General features: G+C 66.6%; 18 protein-coding genes. 8 read left to right on the top strand and 10 right to left on the bottom strand.

The annotated features are described in order from the left end of the window. The 4 genes from KGR00_RS15685 to KGR00_RS15670 all read left to right on the top strand — a co-directional run. Positions 1 to 534 (top strand): TRAP transporter small permease subunit (locus KGR00_RS15685; RefSeq protein ID WP_224417646.1); only part of this gene is annotated, 534 nt, incomplete at its 5' end. Continuing rightward, on the top strand, positions 534 to 1,835 hold the full coding sequence (locus tag KGR00_RS15680) for a TRAP transporter large permease subunit (protein ID WP_224424449.1): 1,302 nt from the start codon (positions 534 to 536) through the stop codon (positions 1,833 to 1,835). The genes KGR00_RS15685 and KGR00_RS15680, both read left to right, overlap by 1 nt. A gap of 23 nt (positions 1,836 to 1,858) precedes the next feature. Beyond that, a complete protein-coding gene (gene araD1 / locus KGR00_RS15675) occupies positions 1,859 to 2,857 on the top strand; it encodes an AraD1 family protein (RefSeq protein ID WP_224419592.1) in 999 nt (332 codons plus the stop codon). 28 nt (positions 2,858 to 2,885) lie between these two features. Beyond that, positions 2,886 to 4,463 carry an aldehyde dehydrogenase (NADP(+)) gene (locus tag KGR00_RS15670; protein WP_224419591.1) on the top strand — a complete coding sequence of 526 codons (1,578 nt, stop codon included), beginning with the start codon at positions 2,886 to 2,888 and terminating at the stop codon, positions 4,461 to 4,463. A 236-nt stretch (positions 4,464 to 4,699) separates the two neighbouring features. Here the strand turns inward: KGR00_RS15670 and KGR00_RS15665 are convergent, their stop codons facing one another. After that, entirely contained in the window at positions 4,700 to 4,903 is a 204-nt protein-coding gene (locus tag KGR00_RS15665) for a cold-shock protein (protein WP_031382855.1), read from the bottom strand. Positions 4,904 to 5,396: 493 nt separating this feature from the next. On the opposite strand from KGR00_RS15665, the gene KGR00_RS15660 reads away from it, so the two are divergent. From KGR00_RS15660 to KGR00_RS15650, 3 genes are read left to right on the top strand one after another with little or no spacing between them, the layout of a single operon-like run. Then, the gene (locus KGR00_RS15660) at positions 5,397 to 5,807 is read left to right on the top strand and encodes a TM2 domain-containing protein (protein ID WP_129142063.1); all 411 of its coding nucleotides are present in this window, start codon (positions 5,397 to 5,399) and stop codon (positions 5,805 to 5,807) included. A 58-nt stretch (positions 5,808 to 5,865) separates the two neighbouring features. After that, positions 5,866 to 6,447, top strand: coding sequence for an exopolysaccharide biosynthesis protein (locus KGR00_RS15655; RefSeq protein ID WP_224419590.1), 582 nt, complete (start codon positions 5,866 to 5,868; stop codon positions 6,445 to 6,447). A 34-nt stretch (positions 6,448 to 6,481) separates the two neighbouring features. Beyond that, a complete protein-coding gene (locus KGR00_RS15650) occupies positions 6,482 to 7,123 on the top strand; it encodes a LysE family translocator (protein WP_224419589.1) in 642 nt (213 codons plus the stop codon). Positions 7,124 to 7,231: 108 nt separating this feature from the next. Here KGR00_RS15650 and KGR00_RS15645 read toward each other — a convergent pair whose 3' ends face one another. Together KGR00_RS15645 and dkgB are read right to left on the bottom strand one after the other, a co-directional pair. Further along, the gene (locus tag KGR00_RS15645) at positions 7,232 to 8,533 is read right to left on the bottom strand and encodes an MATE family efflux transporter (RefSeq protein ID WP_224419891.1); all 1,302 of its coding nucleotides are present in this window, start codon (positions 8,531 to 8,533) and stop codon (positions 7,232 to 7,234) included. 129 nt (positions 8,534 to 8,662) lie between these two features. Then, positions 8,663 to 9,511, bottom strand: coding sequence for a 2,5-didehydrogluconate reductase DkgB (dkgB, locus tag KGR00_RS15640; protein ID WP_224419588.1), 849 nt, complete (start codon positions 9,509 to 9,511; stop codon positions 8,663 to 8,665). 345 nt (positions 9,512 to 9,856) lie between these two features. On the opposite strand from dkgB, the gene KGR00_RS15635 reads away from it, so the two are divergent. Beyond that, positions 9,857 to 10,990 carry an FAD-dependent oxidoreductase gene (locus tag KGR00_RS15635; RefSeq protein WP_162500929.1) on the top strand — a complete coding sequence of 378 codons (1,134 nt, stop codon included), beginning with the start codon at positions 9,857 to 9,859 and terminating at the stop codon, positions 10,988 to 10,990. Between the two features lie 22 nt (positions 10,991 to 11,012). Here KGR00_RS15635 and KGR00_RS15630 read toward each other — a convergent pair whose 3' ends face one another. From KGR00_RS15630 to KGR00_RS15600, 7 genes are all read right to left on the bottom strand, one after another. Next, positions 11,013 to 11,864 (bottom strand): ABC transporter permease, encoded by an 852-nt coding sequence (locus KGR00_RS15630; RefSeq protein WP_129142068.1) that lies wholly within the window; start codon positions 11,862 to 11,864, stop codon positions 11,013 to 11,015. Between the two features lie 4 nt (positions 11,865 to 11,868). Next, the gene (locus KGR00_RS15625; protein WP_129142069.1) at positions 11,869 to 13,122 is read right to left on the bottom strand and encodes an ABC transporter permease; all 1,254 of its coding nucleotides are present in this window, start codon (positions 13,120 to 13,122) and stop codon (positions 11,869 to 11,871) included. Positions 13,123 to 13,189: 67 nt separating this feature from the next. After that, a complete protein-coding gene (locus tag KGR00_RS15620) occupies positions 13,190 to 14,290 on the bottom strand; it encodes an extracellular solute-binding protein (RefSeq protein WP_224419587.1) in 1,101 nt (366 codons plus the stop codon). 90 nt (positions 14,291 to 14,380) lie between these two features. Continuing rightward, the gene (locus tag KGR00_RS15615; RefSeq protein WP_224419586.1) at positions 14,381 to 15,520 is read right to left on the bottom strand and encodes an ABC transporter ATP-binding protein; all 1,140 of its coding nucleotides are present in this window, start codon (positions 15,518 to 15,520) and stop codon (positions 14,381 to 14,383) included. A 223-nt stretch (positions 15,521 to 15,743) separates the two neighbouring features. Next, positions 15,744 to 16,322 carry a YceI family protein gene (locus KGR00_RS15610; RefSeq protein WP_129142072.1) on the bottom strand — a complete coding sequence of 193 codons (579 nt, stop codon included), beginning with the start codon at positions 16,320 to 16,322 and terminating at the stop codon, positions 15,744 to 15,746. 37 nt (positions 16,323 to 16,359) lie between these two features. Further along, entirely contained in the window at positions 16,360 to 16,920 is a 561-nt protein-coding gene (locus KGR00_RS15605; protein WP_224419585.1) for a cytochrome b, read from the bottom strand. Positions 16,921 to 17,069: 149 nt separating this feature from the next. Further along, the gene (locus KGR00_RS15600; protein WP_129142074.1) at positions 17,070 to 17,753 is read right to left on the bottom strand and encodes a type 1 glutamine amidotransferase domain-containing protein; all 684 of its coding nucleotides are present in this window, start codon (positions 17,751 to 17,753) and stop codon (positions 17,070 to 17,072) included. Positions 17,754 to 17,766 lie beyond the last annotated feature (13 nt).

Below are 17,766 nucleotides of genomic sequence, written 5' to 3'. Positions count from 1 at the left end.
CCGGTGCGCAGCACCTTCGACCGCGGCGTGGTGGCCTGCGCCCGCGTCGCCGCCTGGCTGGTGGCGATCTCGATGGCGATCAGCGTCTTCGAGGTGATCATGCGCTACGGCTTCAACTCGCCGACCTCCTGGGTCCACGAGACCACCGTGATGCTGGTCGCGGTGACCTTCGCGCTGGGCGGCCCGGCGGCGCTGGCCAGCAACCGCCACATCCGCGTGCGGGTGCTCTACGACAGCGCCGGCCCGCGGCTGCGACTGTGGCTCGACCGCTTCAACGACCTGGTCACCTTCGGCTTCTGCCTGGCGATGAGCTACGCCGCCTACACCATGTTCTGGGAGTCCTCCCACAACCCGCTCGGCGAGTGGTCGCTGGAGCGCTCCGGGACCGCCTGGAACCCGCCGTTCCCGGCACTGATCAAGGGCATCATCATGGTCGCGCTGATGATCATGTGCATTCAGGCGTTCATCCACCTGATCCAGTCGCTGCGCGGCAAGCCGGCCCCCGTGGCCGCCGACACGGAAGGAACCGCGTAATGAGTATCGCCGACGGAACCCTGTTGATGGTCGGGGCGATCTTCGCCCTGCTGGTCACCGGCCTGCCGCTGGCCTTCATCACCGGCCTGGTGGCGCTGTGCTTCACCTTCGGCTGGTTCGGCCCCAACGCCCTGCCGCTGGTCACCACCCGGGTCTACGGCTTCGTCACCGAGTACTCGCTGGTGGCGGTGCCGATGTTCGTGCTGATGGCCTCGCTGCTCGACCGATCGGGGATCGCCAAGGACCTCTTCAACGCCATGCGTGTGTTCGCCGGGCGCCTGCCCGGCGGGGTGGCGATCCAGACCGTGGTGGTGGCGTTCTTCCTCGCCGCGCTGTCGGGCATCATCGGCGGCGAGATCGTGCTGCTGGGGATCCTCGCCCTGCCGCAGATGCTGCGCCTGGGCTACGACAAGCACCTGTCGATCGGCGTGGTGTGCGCCGGCGGCTCGCTGGGCACCATGATGCCGCCGTCGATCGTGCTGATCATCTACGGGCTGATCGCCAGCCAGTCGATCGCCGACCTGTTCACCGCGGCGATCACCCCGGCGCTGCTGCTGATGGGCAGCTACATCGCCTATGTGCTGGTGCGCTGTTTGAAGAACCCCAAGCTCGGCCCGCCGCTGACCGACGCCGACCGTGACGAGGGCTTCTCGAGCCGCGGCCAGGCGCTCAAGGCGATCGTCGTCCCGGGGCTGATCGCCTTCCTGGTGCTGGGCTCGATCTACGGCGGCGTGGCCTCGGTCACCGAAGCCGCGGCGATGGGCGTGTTCGGCGTGCTGCTGGCGGTGATCGGGCGCGGCGAGTTCTCGTTCAAGACGTTGCACGCGAGCCTCGGCCAGACGCTGATGACCTGCGGCATGATCATCTGGATCGGCATCGGCGCGGCGACCCTGGTCGGGGTCTACAACCTGATGGGTGGCAACCGCTTCATCTCGCAGCTGATCCTCGGCCTCGACGTGCCGCCGATCGCCATCCTGCTGGTGATGATGGCGATCCTGCTGGTGCTGGGGATGTTCCTCGACTGGATCGGCGTGGCGATGCTGACGCTGCCGATCTTCGTGCCGATCGTCGACCAGCTGGGCTACAGCCCGATCTGGTTCGGCATCCTGTTCGCGGTCAACATGCAGGTGTCGTTCCTGTCGCCGCCGTTCGGCCCGGCCGCCTTCTACCTGAAGGGGGTGGCGCCACCGAGCGTGAGTCTCAAGGACATCTTCGTCTCGCTGTTGCCGTTCATCGCCATCCAGCTGGTGGTGCTGTTCGCGCTGCTGTTCTTCCCCGAGCTGGCCATGTGGCTGGTGTAACATTCGAATTCTTGGAGGTCGTCATGCGACTCATCCAGTGTGAACACGAAGGTCGACTGCGGGTGGCCGTGGTGGAAAGCCCCGACCGGGTCCGCCTGATCGCCGGCGAGGACGGTACCTACGGCCTGGCACGCCGCGCCATCCGCGAGCATCGCCCGCTGGCCGAGGTGGTCGAGGCGGCGCTGACCGGGGAACGCCTCGCCTACGCCGAGCTGGTCCGCGAGCGCCGCCTGCGCGCCCCGTTCAGCCACCCCGACCCGGCCCACTGCCTGGTCACCGGCACCGGCCTGACCCACCTGGGCAGCGCCGATACCCGCTCGGCGATGCACAGCCAGGCCCAGGCCGACGACAGCCAGCTGACCGACTCGATGCGCATGTTCAAGATGGGCGTCGAGGGCGGCAAGCCCGACCCCCGTCAGGTCGGCGCCCAGCCGGAATGGTTCTACAAGGGCGACGGCGACTGCGTCGTCGACCCCGAGGCCGCCATCCCCGTGCCCGCCTTCGCCGAGGACGCCGGCGAGGAGCCGGAACTCGCCGGGCTCTACGTGATCGACGACACCGGCCAGCCCTGGCGGATCGGCTACGCGGTGGGCAACGAATTCTCGGATCACGTCACCGAGCGCCACAACTACCTGTGGCTGGCGCACTCCAAGCTGCGCGCGTGCAGCTTCGGCCCGGAACTGCTGGTCGGCGAGCTGCCCGCGCACCTGGAGGGCGTGAGCCGCATCGTCCGCGACGGCGAGACGCTGTGGGAGAAACCGTTCCTCACCGGTGAAGCCAACATGGCCCACAGCCTCGCCAACCTCGAACACCACCATTTCAAGTATCCGGGGTTCCGGCGCCCCGGCGACGTCCACGTGCACTTCTTCGGCACCGCGACCTTGAGTTTCGCCGACGCCGTCCGCACCCGGGACGGCGACCGCTTCGACATCGAGCTGCCGGCCTTCGGTCGGCCCCTGCGCAATCCACTGCAATTCGATGACGGCGATCGCGACACCGTGACCGCGGTCAACACGCTCTAGACCAGAGCTATTACGTCAGGAGGGAATCATGACACTGGAAGGCAAACTGCTGATCGGCCAACAGGCCGTCGCCGGATCGAGCGACCCGATCCAGGCCATCAATCCGTCGTCCAACCAGCGCATGGAGCCGGTCTATGCCGGCGGCACCGCCAAGGAGGTCGACCGTGCCTGCGAGCTGGCCTGGGCGGCGTTCGACACCTACCGCGAGACCTCGCTCGAGGAACGTGCAACGTTCCTCGAGACCATCGCCGACGAGATCGAGGCGCTGGGCAACGACCTGATCGAGCGCGCCAGCGACGAGTCGGGCCTGGCGATCCCGCGCATCGAGGGCGAGCGCGGGCGGACCTGCGGCCAGCTGCGGCTGTTCGCCTCGGTGGTGCGCGCCGGCGAGTGGCTCGACGTGCGCGTCGATCCGGAACTCCCCGAGCGCCAGCCGATGCCGCGCGCCGACCTGCGCCAGCGCCATATCGCGCTGGGCCCGGTGGCGGTGTTCGGCGCCTCGAACTTCCCGCTGGCGTTCTCGGTGGCCGGTGGCGACACCGCCTCGGCACTCGCCGCCGGCTGCCCGGTGGTGGTCAAGGCGCATTCCGCCCACCCCGGCACCAGCGAGCTGGTGGGTCGCGCCATCCAGACAGCGGTGGCCAAGTGCCAGTTGCCCGAGGGGGTGTTCTCGCTGCTGTTCGGGTCCGGTCAGGAGGTCGGCCAGGCACTGGTCGCCGACCCGCGCATCAAGGCGGTGGGCTTCACCGGCTCCCGCGGCGGCGGTCAGGCGCTGGTGGCCACCGCCCAGTCACGCCCCGAGCCGATCCCGGTCTATGCCGAGATGAGTTCGATCAACCCGGTGTTCCCGCTGCCCGCGGCGCTCAAGGAGCGCGGTCGGGCCATGGCCGAGGGTTTCGTCGGCTCGCTCAACATGGGCGCCGGGCAGTTCTGTACCAACCCGGGGCTGGTGATCGCGGTCCAGGGCCCGGAGCTGGACGCCTTCGTCGAGGCCGCCGGCCAGGCGGTGCGCGACAGCGCCAGCCAGACCATGCTCACCCCGCGCATCCATGACGCCTACGAACAGGGCGTGAGCAGCCTGGCGAGCCACGAGAAGACCCGCGAGGTGGCCCGCGGCAACCTGGGCGAGAGCCCCAACCAGTGCCAGCCGGGGCTGTTCGTCACCGCGGCGAGCGACTTCCTCGCCGACGAGCGGCTGCAGGCCGAGGTGTTCGGCGCCAGCTCGCTGATCGTCGAGTGCGCCGACGAGGCGGAAGTGCGGCAGGTCGCCGAGCACCTGGAAGGCCAGCTCACCGCCACCCTGCAGATGGACGACGCCGATCTCGACAGCGCCCGGGCGCTGCTGCCGATCCTCGAGCGCAAGGCCGGGCGGATCCTGGTCAACGGCTGGCCGACCGGGGTCGAGGTGTGCCACGCCATGGTTCACGGCGGGCCCTACCCGGCGACCTCGGACTCGCGCACCACCTCGGTGGGCACGGCAGCGATCCATCGCTTCCTGCGCCCGGTGTGCTACCAGAACCTGCCGGACGCGCTGCGTCCCGAGGCACTCAAGGAGAGCAATCCGCTCGCACTCAAGCGGCTGGTCGACGGCCGGCGCGAGGACTGAGCGAGCCGGCGCGACTCGCGCATCACCGCAACAACGGGACGGCTTCGGCCGTCCCGTTTTTTGATCGCGCAGTTGGCCCGACACGCTGGCACCCGCGTGTCAGCGGATCGCCAAGGACGCCCCAACGAAAAGACCCCGGCAATGTGCCGGGGTCCTTACCGTCTTGAACGGTCAAGCACGCATGTCGCGATTCACCCTCTGGAGAGGCGATAGCGGCGCATGCGCGCCATCAGGGCTTAGAGCGCCTTGATGTTGGCAGCCTGAAGGCCTTTCTTGCCCTGAGTGACTTCGAAGGAGACCTTCTGGCCGTCCTGCAGGGTCTTGAAGCCTTCAGCTTGAATTTCGGAGAAGTGAGCGAACAGGTCATCGCCACCGTCATCGGGAGAGATGAAGCCGTAGCCTTTGGTGTCGTTGAACCACTTGACAGTGCCAGTTGCCATTTGTCGATTTCCTTACTTGCGGATGATGGTGCTGGGCTAACGCGGACCATTCCACGCCATTTGCCCAAATTGCGCGGGTAAGACAAGAGGGGAATGCGCACTCAGAGTCTTCGAAGGGTCGACAACAACTGACGCTATTCTACTTGCTAACCAACGCAGCGGATGATGCATCATTGCCTCGAACCACGTCAAGCTACGTTGAGAGGGTCTTACGCGTTACGATGCCCGCACAAAGCACCATAGATGGAAAAACCGGGGACGTCCAGAAAGTCGACACCCTGTTTGGCGAGACGGGCCGAGGCTTCGCGACCTCGCTCGTGCCGGGCGATAGCGCCCCGCCCCGGCCCCGCGCGACAGCGAATCGGCCGAGGTGAGTCATCGCTTGCGCGGGCGGCGGCATCACCCGGCGTGAACCTGGACGCACTCCTGCTTCACCTGCCGAACATGGTATCGTCCGGCCATCCCTAGATCCCGGAACCAACGAGGAAGCGGCGTGACACAACTGGCATCCAGCAACACTCACAGCAAGGCGATCGGCTATCTCTTGTGGCTGTTCGGTTTCACCGGCGCCCATCGCTTCTATTACGGCAAGCCGGTGACCGGCACGATCTGGTTTCTGACGCTGGGCCTGCTGGGCATCGGCTGGCTGATCGACCTCTTCCTGATCCCGGCCATGGACCGTCAGGCCGACATCCGCTTTCGCGCGGGACCGATCAACTACACGGCGGCGTGGGTGCTGCTAACCTTCCTCGGCGTGTTCGGCATCCATCGCATGTACATGGGCAAGTGGGTGACCGGCTTCCTTTATCTGATCACCGGCGGGTTGTTCCTGATCGGGATCCTCTACGATTTCTGGACGCTCAACGACCAGATTTCCTACAAGAACGCGCGTCGCGGCCTGTAAGCGCCGCCCAGCCACGGGCGTAGGGAAACGCCCACTGCAACGACAAGGAGAGTATGACATGGCCGAACGCATGGCCCTGACCGGCTTGCTCGATGGCATGGATGAAGCCCACTCCGGGAGCAAACTGTGCCTGCAGGATATCGTCGACACCTTCGCCTCGCGCGGCTTCGGGCCCTTGCTGGTGGTCCCCGCCCTGATCGTGGTCCTGCCCACGGGCGCCATTCCCGGGATCCCGACACTGTGCGGCCTGTTCATCGCCATGGTGGCCATCCAGCTCGCACTCGGCAAGGATTCGCCCTGGCTGCCGCGCCGCCTGCGCGAGCGCGGCTTCGACCACGAACGCTTCCATCGAGCGGTCGTCCAGGTACGCCCCTGGACGCAACGCTTCGACCGGCTGCTGAAGCCGCGCCTGGTGGGGCTCCTCAATCCGGTATCGCGGCGACTGATCGCCCTGCTGGCCGCCCTGCTCGCGCTTTCCATGATGCCGCTGGAGCTGCTGCCTTTCGCCGCCGTCCTGCCGGCGCTGGCCATCGCGTTGATGGGCCTTGGCCTGGCCGCGGAGGATGGCCTGCTGATGGTGCTCGGCCTGGCCGTGGTGGTGATCGGCGCCCTGGTGATCTGGCGCTGGCTGTTACCCTGAGTCGGCTTCTCGCCCCCGGCCAAAGAGGACCTTCATGCTGATCGATGCCCAGTTCCTGCCCTTTCTGCTCGCCATCACGCTGCTGAGCATCACCCCGGGCGTGGACACCCTGCTGGTGATCCGCAACACCGCACGCGGCGGCGTGCGCGACGGCATTCTCACCAGTCTGGCGATCTGTTGCGGGTTGTTCGTGCATGCCACGGTGTCGGCGCTGGGGATTTCGCTGATCCTGCTGCAATCGGCCTGGGCCTTCGCTGCGCTCAAGCTTGCCGGGGCCGCCTATCTGGTCTGGCTGGGCGTACAGAGCCTGCTCAGCGCCCGGCGCGGCACGCCGTTGCCGGTGGCCGGCGTGACCGGCGCGAAGCAACGGGTCGGCGTCTGGCAACCGGTCCGCGAAGGCCTGTTGTCGAACGTCCTCAACCCCAAGACCGTGGTCTTCTACATGGCCTTCCTGCCGCAGTTCATCGCCCCCGGTGATCCGGCGCTGCTGAAGTCGCTGTGGCTGGCCGGGGTGCACTTCGTGATCGCCAACCTCTGGCAGATCGGTATCGCCCTGATGGTGGGTCGCGCCGGCCACTGGCTGGCCAAGCGCTGGCTTTCCCGGACCCTCGACACGGTGACCGGCACGGTGCTGGTGGCCTTCGGCATCAAGCTGGCCCTGCAGCAGCGGCCCTGACCCTCAAGGGTCGCCGCCCCGTGCCGGCACGGCCGTGATACGTATCATGCGCTCCTGGTTGACCGCATAGCGCTCCAACAAGCGGTTCCTCGACGGACGATAAGCGGGTCAAACCCGCCCTGACTCGGCTCCTTCCACTAGCTTCCCACGCTCCCCCAGCGAGCGGCGGAAGAGCAACCAGGCCGCTCCGCCCGCCAGCAGGTTGCCCAGCGCGGCCCCCAGCGCCGTACCGGTGATGTCGCCGGCCCACTGCGTGCCCAGCCACAGGCACGGCAGATAGCAGACGAACAGCCGAACACCGGACATCAGCATCGCGCGCAGCGGCCAGCCCAGTGCATTGGCGGCGGACACCACGATCATGCACACCCCCAGCAGCGCATAACTGGGCAACAGTGCGCGAATCAAGGTCGCCAGGCCATGCTGTATGTCGGGATTGCCCGACAGCAGCACGGCCAGCCAGGGGGCCAGCAGGGCCATGATCACGCCCAGCGACAATTGCCAGATCACCACCACCCTGAAGGCCAGCGCCATCAGGCGTCGAATCTGCGGCCAGTCACCGGCGCCGTAGCAGCGCCCCAGCCAGGGTGGCAACGACATGGTCAGCGCCAGCACCACCATCAGCGATACCGTCTCGAGCCGGCTGGCCAGCCCCCAGGCCGCCACCCGGCTCTCGCCCAGATCGGCGACCACCGCGGTGGCCAGCATCGCGGCCAGTGGCGGCATTAACTGGCTGACCATCGCCGGGCCGGCGATGGCGAGGAAGGGACGGGTCGACACCCGGGCTTCGGCGACGAGCCCGCGGCCGGTCAACCAGTCGGTGTGGCGCACCCGATTGCCCACCACCAGCAGGCCGATGGCGAAGGCGATGGCCGTGGCCAGGGCCGCGCCCGGCAGCCCGAGCCCCGACCAGGGACCGATACCGAAGATCAGCAGCGGATCCAGCACCAGGTTGATCAGACTGGTCACGACCATCAGCTTGCCGGGCAGCCGGGTATCGCCGTGGGCGCGGAACAGGCTGTAGCCGAAATACAACGCCGCCCCCAGCCAGGCGGCCAGCAGTTGCAGGTTCCAGTAGTCGCGGATCAGCGGCAGCAGCGTCGCCTGGGCACCCAGCCCGCGAAACAGCGGGGTCTGCAGGCCATACAGAACCAGTGCCAGCACGGCCACCAGCAGGCCGCCGCCGATCAGCACCAGCGCCCCCAGCCGGCGGGCCCGGTCCGCCTCCCCGGCCCCCAGGGCCCGCGAGATCAGCGCCGCGATGGCGATGCCGATACCGACCTGGACACCGATGAGCAGAAACGACAGCGGGAAGGTGAACGACTGCGCGGCGAGCGGCGCGGTCCCCAGCCGGGCGATGAAGGCACTGTCGACCAGTTGGAAACCCAGCAGCGACAGCACGCCCACCGCCATCGGCCAGGTCTGTCGCCAGAGTTGACGAGGTAACGAGGAACTCACGCGTTCTCCCTATCGGACATGCGGGGTGGCGCATTCTGGCATGTCGCGGATGACAGCCCAATCGCAGGCCGTGAAAAAGGCCGGCTACTGGGAACCGGCCTCGGCAGCGACCCTCGAACCGTCACTCGTCCCAGCGAGGGCAAAGCCGGGATTGGCGATCCGTTCGCCGACATCGAGGTGCTCGATTCGCGCCATGGCCTCGTCCGACAGCGTCAGGTCGAGCGCCGCGAGGTTGGCTTTCTGGTGTTCGGGTTGCGAGGACGAGGGTATGGGCACGATGCCGCGGGCGGCGACCCAGGCCAGTGCCACCTGTGCCGGCGTGGCATCGTGATCGGCGGCGATCTGGTGCAGTATCGGCTGGTTCATCACCTTGCCCACCGCCAGCGGCATGTAGCCGGTGACGGTGACCCCCTGGTCCTGGCAGGCCTCGACCAGTGCCTGGTTGGCGAGAAACGGATGGACTTCGACCTGGTTGGTGACGATGTGCTCGCCGCCGGGCACCGACAGCGCCTGGTCGAGATGGGCGATGGTGAAGTTGGACACGCCGATGTGGCGTGTCAGCCCCTTGTCGCGGGCTGCGGCGAGGGCACCGATGTATTCCGACATCGGCACCTCGTCGCCGGGTGACGGCCAGTGGATCAGCGCCAGATCCACGCCCTCGACGCCCAGTCGCCGCACGCTTTCCTCGAGACTGGCGATCAGGTCGTCGTGGCGCAGACGGTCCCACCACACCTTGGTGGTCAAGAATATCTCGTCGCGCGGAACGCCGCTGCGGCGGATCGCCTCGCCGACCGCCGCCTCGTTGTCGTACATCTGGGCGGTATCGATGTGCCGGTACCCCAGCGAGAGCGCCGAGGACACCGCAGCGACGGCCTCCTGACCCTTGAGCCTATAGGTGCCCATACCGATGTCGGGAATGTCTGCCTGGGCCATTGCGTGACTCCTTTCCTTGCGGTGAAGACGCTGTCGGGCGGCGGACGACCGGCAGCGGTGTGTCTTGCGGGATGCTTAGGGAAACGCTGCATAAATGCCTGCGCGGACTCGGCGTCCCCAACGAATCGCTTCGTTGCGTGGTACTGGGGCGCCAGCCCGGTCGAAAACTCGCCTAACTTCATGTTATGTCTCGTTTTCTGCGTTCCATGCGCCTCGCGCTTCATCACGCTCGTCGATTTATTCAGCATTTCCTTAGTTCTCTAATGACTGATCCGGGGTAAAAAAATTCCGCCCCGGGGACGGACGATGGTAGGTTCGTGTCAGGTTAGCAGCGAAGAACACGCCATGGACGAGACCACCAACATCGTGCTGGTGGGGGCCGGCCACGCCCACCTGCACCTGGCCGCCCGGGTCGAGCGCCTGATCGAGCGGGGGGCCCACGTCACCCTGATCTCGCCGGGGGACTTCTGGTACTCCGGCATGGCCAGCGGCATGCTGGGCGGCGATTACCGGGACGACGAGGATCGTCTCGACCCGGCGGCGCTGATCCGCGCCGGCGGCGGCGAGGTGATCGACGACCGGGTGGTCGGCATCGACCGCCAGGCACGGCAACTGCGCCTGGCCGAGTCACCGCCCCTGGCCTACGATCTGCTGTCGCTCAACCTGGGCAGCCGTGTCGCCACCAACGCCATCATCGGCATCGGCGGCGACGCTCACGTCTGGCCGGCCAAGCCGGTCGGGCGACTCTGGCGGCTGCGCCAGCTGCTGGAAACGGCGCTCGCCGAACAGGCCCCCCTGCCCCGACTCGCCGTGATCGGCGGCGGCCCCACCGGCGTCGAGCTCACCGCCAACCTGCTGGGTCTGGGCGAACGCTATGGCCGCGAACTCGAGATCAGCCTGGTCAGCGCCAGTGAGCGCCTGCTTCCCGAGGCGCCACGCAGCGCGAGTCGTTGGGTCGCCCGGCGTCTGTACCGCCGTGGCGCCCGGCTGGAACTGGCGGCCTCGGCGGTGGCCTGGGAGCCCGGGCGGCTGAGACTCGACGACGGCAGCGAGGTCGGCGCCGACCATGTGCTTCTCGCCAGCGGTCTAGTGGCGCCCGACCTGGTGGGTGAACTCGGCCTGCGCAGCGATGCCCGTCAGGGGCTCGCGATCACGCCGGCCCTGCATGCTCCGGAAGACCCGCGGATCTTCGCCGTCGGCGACTGCGCCTGGCTCGAACACGCCCCCTACCCCAAGCTGGGCGTGTTCGGTGTTCGCCAGGGGCCGGTGCTGCTCGCCAATCTGGAGGCCCGGCTGACCGGCGCCGCCCCGCGCCATTTCCAGCCACAGCGGCGTTACCTGTCGATTCTCAACCTGGGCGACGGACGCGGCCTCGGCCTGTGGGGGCGGTTCTGGTGGCGGGGGCGCTCGGCACTCGCCCTCAAGCGCCGACTCGACCACCGCTTCATGGCCGCTTACCGCGCCGGGACGGGCCGCTGAGGCCCCGTCCGGTGCACGCGACTCACCCCGGGCTCAGGCCGCGCAGGCGCTCGCCGCGACGCCGCAGCAGCTCCAGGGTGGTCAACAGCAGGATCGACAGCCCCACCAGCAGCGTCGCCACCGCCAGGATGGTGGGGCTGATCTCCTCGCGAATGCCCGACCACATCTGGATCGGCATGGTGCGCTGTTCGGGTCCGGAGACGAACAGCACCACCACCACCTCGTCGAACGAGGTGATGAAGGCGAACAGCGCCCCCGAGACCACCCCCGGCGTCACCAGCGGCAGTACCACCTTGAAGAAGGTCCGCACCGGGTTCGCGCCCAGGCTGTGGGCGGCCCGGATCAGCGTGGTGTCGAAGCTCGACAGCGTGGCGGTGACCGTGATCACCACGAAGGGGATGCCCAGCGCGGTGTGCGCCAGGATCACTCCGAGGTAGGTCTGGGTCAGGTGGATCTTCGAGAAGAAGAAGAACATCGCCGCCGCCGAGATGATCAGCGGCACGATCATCGGCGAGATCAAGAGCGCCATGATCAGCCCGCGCGCCGGCATGTGCCGGCTCGTCAGTCCCAGCGCGGCGATGGTGCCCAGCACCGTGGCCAGCAGCGTCGCCGAGATGCCGATGATGAAGCTGTTCTTGATCGAGTCGAGCCAGGCGCTGGAGGTGAAGAATTCATGGTACCAGCGCAGGGAGTAGCCCGACGGATCGAGATGCGCCATCGCCCGGGTGAAGGTGAAATAGGGCTCGGCGTTGAACGACAGCGGGATGATCACCAGCAGCGGGCCGATCAGGAACAGGAAGATCAGCGCGCACAAGCCCAGGAAGACGTAGTGCCAGAGGCGCTCGCCGCGCGTGGCGTAGGATGGAAGAGCCATGGAATCACCCCAATTTGACCTTGTCGACGCCGATCAGGCGATTGAAGAGCATGTAGAGCACGATCACCACCAGCAGCAGGATCGACGCGATCGCCGCCGCCAGGCCCCAGTTGAGCGAGGTCTGCATGTGATAGGCGATGTAGTTGGTGATGAAGCGACCGGACTGGCCGCCCACCAGGGCCGGCGTGATGTAGTAACCGATCGACAGGATGAACACCAGGATGCCGCCGGCGGCGATACCGGGAATGGTCAGCGGGAAGTACACCCGCCGGAAGCTCAGCAGCGGCTTGCCGCCCAGTGAGCGCGCCGCGCGCATGTAACTCGGCGGGATGGTCTTCATCACCGAATACAGCGGCAGGATCATGAACGGCAACAGGATGTGGGTCATGGCGATGATCGTGCCGGTCTTGTTGTGGATCATCTGCCAGCGGGCGTCGTCGGCGATCAGCCCCACCGCCACCATGATGTCGTTGAGCACCCCCTGCGACTGGAGAATCGCGATCCAGGTGGTGGTGCGCACCAGCAGCGACGTCCAGAACGGCAGCAGCACCAGGATCATCAGCAGATTGGAGTGGCGCAGCGGCAGGTTGGCGAGCAGGAAGGCGACCGGATAGCCGAGCAACAGCGTCAACAGCGTGATCACCGCGCTCATCCAGAAGGTCCGCCAGAACAGCCCGACGTAGACCTGCATGTACTCCGGCACCGCGACGATGTCACCGTCGGGCGAATACTGACGATCGATCGCGGCCAGGTAATAGGAGAGCGTATAGGGTGAGGACTCGCGCTGGATGACGCGCCAGGTGGCCAGCTCGCCCCAGTCGGCGTTGATGGCGATCAGCGCCGGCTTGTAGGGCGGCTCGACCCCCTCGATGCGCCGCGCGGTGCCCATCACCGCCGAACGCATCCCGGATTTCTCGTAGTTGAGTCGGCTGGCCATCTTGCCCAGACTGCGCGCCTTGTCGCCCGCCTCGAGATCGGCGGCCAGGGCGGCGTAGACGGCTTCGTCGGGCAGCGCTTCGCCGTTCCAGTCGGCCAGCGCCTCGGCGGTGCGCGGCAGCGCGGTGGCCACCTCGGGATTGTCGACGCTGCGCCAGAGCATCTCGGCGATGGGCATCACGAAGGCGATCAGCAAAAAGGCCAGCAAGGGCGATACCAGCAGCAGCGCCTTGAGCCTGGAACGCCGGACGGCGCGGCGCAGGCTGGTCTTCAGCGGCACGCCGTCGGCGGTGGTCAGGGGATACGAGGATGAATCGGACACGCGGGCCCCTCCGTCAGGAAATCGACACGACGGACACGCCGCTCCCGGCGGGAGCGGCGTGCCGGGCTCACATGGCCAGCCAGGCGTTGAAGCGCTGGGTCAGTTCGTCGTTGTGGTCGGCCCAGAAGGTGTTGTCCTTGGGGATCGCGGTCTTGAAGTTGGGCGGGAAGGTGGGCATGTGCGTCTTCATGGGAATGCCCGTCGCGGCATGGGTGGTGACCATCGCCGAGGACGACTTGCGCGCCGGCCCGTAGGAGATGTACTTGGCCTGGTCGGCGAGGCGCTGGGTATCGGTGGCGAACTTCAGGTAGTCCTTGACCTTGTCGAGCTTGCCGGTGGGTACCACCCAGCCGTCGAGCTCGAAGACCTGGGCGTCCCAGATGATCTTGAACGGCTGCCCCTCCGCGACGGCGGCGTTGAAGAAGCGCCCGTTGTAACCGGACCCGAAGGCGACTTCCTGATCGGCGAGCAGTTGCGGCGGTTGCGCGCCCTCCTCCCACCAGATCACCTGGTCCTTGATGGTGTCGAGCTTCTCGAAGGCCCGCGCCACCCCTTCGTCGGTCGACAGCACATCGTAGACGTCCTTGGGATCGACACCGTCGGCGACCAGCGCCCATTCGAGATTGTTGATCGGCTTGCGCATCAGCGCCCGCTTGCCGGGGTACTTATCGAGATCGAAGACGTCGGCGATGGTGCTGGGCTGATGATCCGCGGGGAACATCTCGGTATTGAAGGCGACGACATTGGAATAGACGATCTGCGGCACGAAGCATTCACCCAGCGAGCCGGCGATGAAATCCTTGCTCGGCGGCGTGCCGTCGGGCGCGTCGGTCAGCAAGGCGTCGGCATCGATCGTTTCGGCCAGTCCCTCGTCGCAGGCGATCATGGCATCGGCCGGCAGCATGTCGACCAGGTCCCAGGTAACGTTGCCCGCCTGGCTCTGGGCACGCAGCCCCGCCAAGGCGTTCGAGCTGCGATCGATGTTGACGATCTCGTCGCCGGTCTTCTTCATCCACGGCTCGTGATAGGCCTTCTGCTGGCTTTCGCTGTACGCCCCGCCCCAGGAGACGATATTCAGCGTCTGGGCCTGCGCCGCCACGGCGGCCACCAGGGCCGAGACACCCACGGCGCCGGCCAGGGTTCCCTTGAATCGCGTTTTCTTGATCATGCTCGTTTCTCCGCTTGTTGTTGGCATGCCTCTTGATCGGCCTGCGCTGCGCCGCCGCAGGACCATTCGGGAAAGGAGGATCGGGATCGTTCAGGCGTCGAGCGCGCGGCAGTCGCGAAACGTCCAGCCGACATCGACGGTGTCGCCGGGCCGCAGGGTCGCGAAGCCATCCGCATTGGGCGTCTTGATGATGAACTCGTCGTTGCCACACACCGACAGCCGGGTGCGCAGATGATCGCCGAGATAGATCACCTCGAGCACCTTCGCCGTGAAGCGGTTGTCGAGCGGCTGCGCCGACTCGGCGCTCACCAGCGCGACCCGCTCGGGCCTCAGCGACAGCGTCGTGCGCGCGCCGACGGCGTCGATGGCCACCGGCTTGGCGATCACGTGCTCGCCGCTGTCGAGACGCACCGCGCAGCGTTCGCCGTCCAGCTCGACGACCTCGCCCTGGAGGCGGTTGTTCTCACCGATGAAGTAGGCGACGAAGGCGTTGTCGGGTTGCTCGTAGAGCGTGTCGGGCGAGGCGAGCTGCTGGACCACACCATCGTTGAACACGGCGATACGATCCGACATGGTCAGCGCCTCGGTCTGATCGTGGGTGACGTAGACCATCGTCACCCCCAGGTCCGCATGGATGCGCTTGATCTCGTACTGCATCTCCTCGCGGAGGTTCTTGTCGAGCGCCCCCAGCGGTTCGTCCATCAGTACCAGTTCGGGCTCGAAGACCAACGCCCGAGCCAGGGCGACGCGCTGCTGCTGACCGCCGGAGAGCTGGGCCGGGCGTCGATCGCCGAAACCCTCGAGCCGCACCATGGCCAGGGCGCGTTCGACCTTGCGCTCGATCTCGGCCTTGGAGAGATGTCGCACCTCGAGGGGAAAGGCCAGGTTCTCGGCCACCGTCATGTGCGGGAACAGCGCGTAGTTCTGGAAGACCATGCCGATGCCGCGCTTGTGCGGCGGCAGGTCGTTGATCGGTTCGTTCTTGAGCAGGATCTGGCCGTGGGTGGGGGTTTCGAACCCGGCCATCATCATCAGGCAGGTGGTCTTGCCGGAGCCGGATGGGCCCAGCAGGGTGACGAATTCACCACGGCGGATGTCGAGATTGAAGCCCTTGACCACCAGCTCGACACCGTCGTAGCTCTTCTGCACGTCGATGAAGCGGGCGAAACAGGGTTCGTCGGGGGAGTCGGCCCGGGAGACCCGAGGCTCGGCTTCTAGGGTTTGGGTCATGCAGTGATCCCTACGCAAAGTGTCTTTATTGGATGTTGTTACTCGGCGTGCCGGACTGCAGGGAGATCTTTTTTTGTCGCTTTCCAATGACTCTACGCGCCGAAAGCGGCGATCCACAACCGCCCCAGGGGACAATCAGCGTTGAAGGGGGGCACTGCACGTTGACCGTGCATTGACTAGGAAGCGGCCGAGCGAGCGTCGGCTCGCTCGGCCACCGGCGGGATTACTGGCGTACGCCCTCGACGACCAGATAGAGATCGACGGTCTTGGCCGTCGGCCCGAGCTTGCTGGTATCGATGCCGAAATCGGACAACGTCAGGGTCGTGGTGCCTTCGAAGCCCTGACGATAGCCCCCCCACGGGTCCTCGCCACCCCCGATGTGATCGACATCGATGACGATCGGCTGCGTCTCGCCGTGCAGCGTCAGGTTGCCCTCGAGCTTGCCCTCGCCGTCGCCGGTCGATTCGAAACCGGTCGACTCGAAGGTCGCCTGCGGATACTTGGACGCATTCAGGAAATCACTGCTGAGCAGGTGCTTGTCACGTTCGGCGTGGGCCGAATCGAGGCTCGCGACGTCGACGGTGACATCGACACTGGACTGCTCGGGCTGATCCGGGTCGTAGTCGAACGAACCAGTGAAGTCATCGAAGTTACCGAGCACGTAGGAATAGCCCAGATGGCTGATCTTGAACTGAATGAAGGCATGCTGCCCTTCGCTGTCGATCTTGTACTCGGCGGCCTGTGTCGCCAGTGGCAACAGGCTCGAGGCACCCAGCAGGGCGATGGCGGTCTTTTTCAACATGAGATGAACTCCTTGGACAGCGGCACGCGAGGTGCCGTCACTCGGGTGAGCGTTGTGACAAACGCGGATCGAACATGCGACGCAGCGTATCGTGGCCATCGATCCAGTGATGCTTGAACGCCGCCAGGGTGTGGCCCAGCACCAGGATCATCAGCGCCCAGGCCACGTACCAGTGAACGTCGCCGGCGATACTCGCCTGGTTCGGCAACCCCGATACCAGAGCAGGCACCGTGAACCACTCGAAGACGGGAATGCCCTGCCCTTCGGCGGTGGAAATCAGATAGCCGCTGACCAGCACCACGAACAGCAGGGCGTAGAGCAGCAGATGACCGGCATGGGCGAGGCGCGCCTCGAGACGCGAGCCGGGAGCCCTCGGCGTGGGCTGTACCAGCCGCCAGAGCACCCGCAGCAGCGTGACACCCAGCAGCAACAGGCCGAGCGAGCGGTGCCACCATGGCGCCAGGTGGTACCAGCCGTCGTAGTAGCCCAGGCCGGTCATCCACCAGCCGAGCGCGAACAGGCCGATCACGGCCAACGCGCTGAGGCCATGGATGACGATGCTGAGCAGTCCCCAGCCGTGAAGCGTATTGCGCCACATGGGTCGTCTCCGAGGTGGTCGAGGGATCCAGCATAGCGGCGCCAGCGATGTCGGACAGCCACCCGAGTGGAAAGGCAGCCTTTACCCAGACGAAACAATCCGGGCCCGAAAGCCCGGATCATCTTCGCGTGAGACGGAAAAGCGGGCGGTCACTGCCGCAGCACGTGGAGCAGGAGATCCGCAGTGGGTGCGCTGGAGGCGGGATTCTGCCCGGTGATCAACAGTCCATCGCGCAAGGTGAAGGCGGTGAAGTCGCCCTCGCTGCGCTCGAACCGGGCTCCGCGCTTGACCAGCTCGTCCTCGAGCAGATGCGGCACCACCTCGGTCAGCCCCACCGCCGCTTCCTCGCTGTTGGTGAAGCCGGTGACGCGACGACCCTCGACGACCGGCTTGCCGGCCTCGTCACGCACCTCGAGCAGCACGGTCGGGGCATGGCAGACCGCGGCGACCGGCTTCTCGGCGGCCAGGAACGCCTGGATCAGCTTGCCGGCGTCGGCATTGCCGGTGAGGTCCCACAGCGGGCCGTGACCGCCGGGGAAGAACACGGCGTCGAAGTCCTCGGGATTGACCGTGGCCAGCACCCGGGTATTGGCGAGTTGCTCGCGGGCCGCGTCATCCTGCTCGAAGCGCCGGGTGGCCTCGGTCAGGGCGTCTTCCTGGGTGGAGTTGGGATCCACGGGCGGCTGGCCGCCGGCCGGCGACGCCAGGGTGATCTCGGCGCCGGCATCCTTGAAGACGTAATACGGCGCGGCGAATTCCTCGAGCCAGAAACCGGTCTTCTGGCCGGTGTCACCGAGACTGTCGTGAGAGGTGAGGACCATCAGGATCTTCATCGCATTCCCTCCT

Source organism: Modicisalibacter sp. MOD 31.J, assembly GCF_020147985.1.
Classification (GTDB): domain Bacteria; phylum Pseudomonadota; class Gammaproteobacteria; order Pseudomonadales; family Halomonadaceae; genus Modicisalibacter; species Modicisalibacter coralii.
Note: the sequence above shows the minus strand (reverse complement) of the source record. Positions and strands in the feature narration are given on the sequence as shown.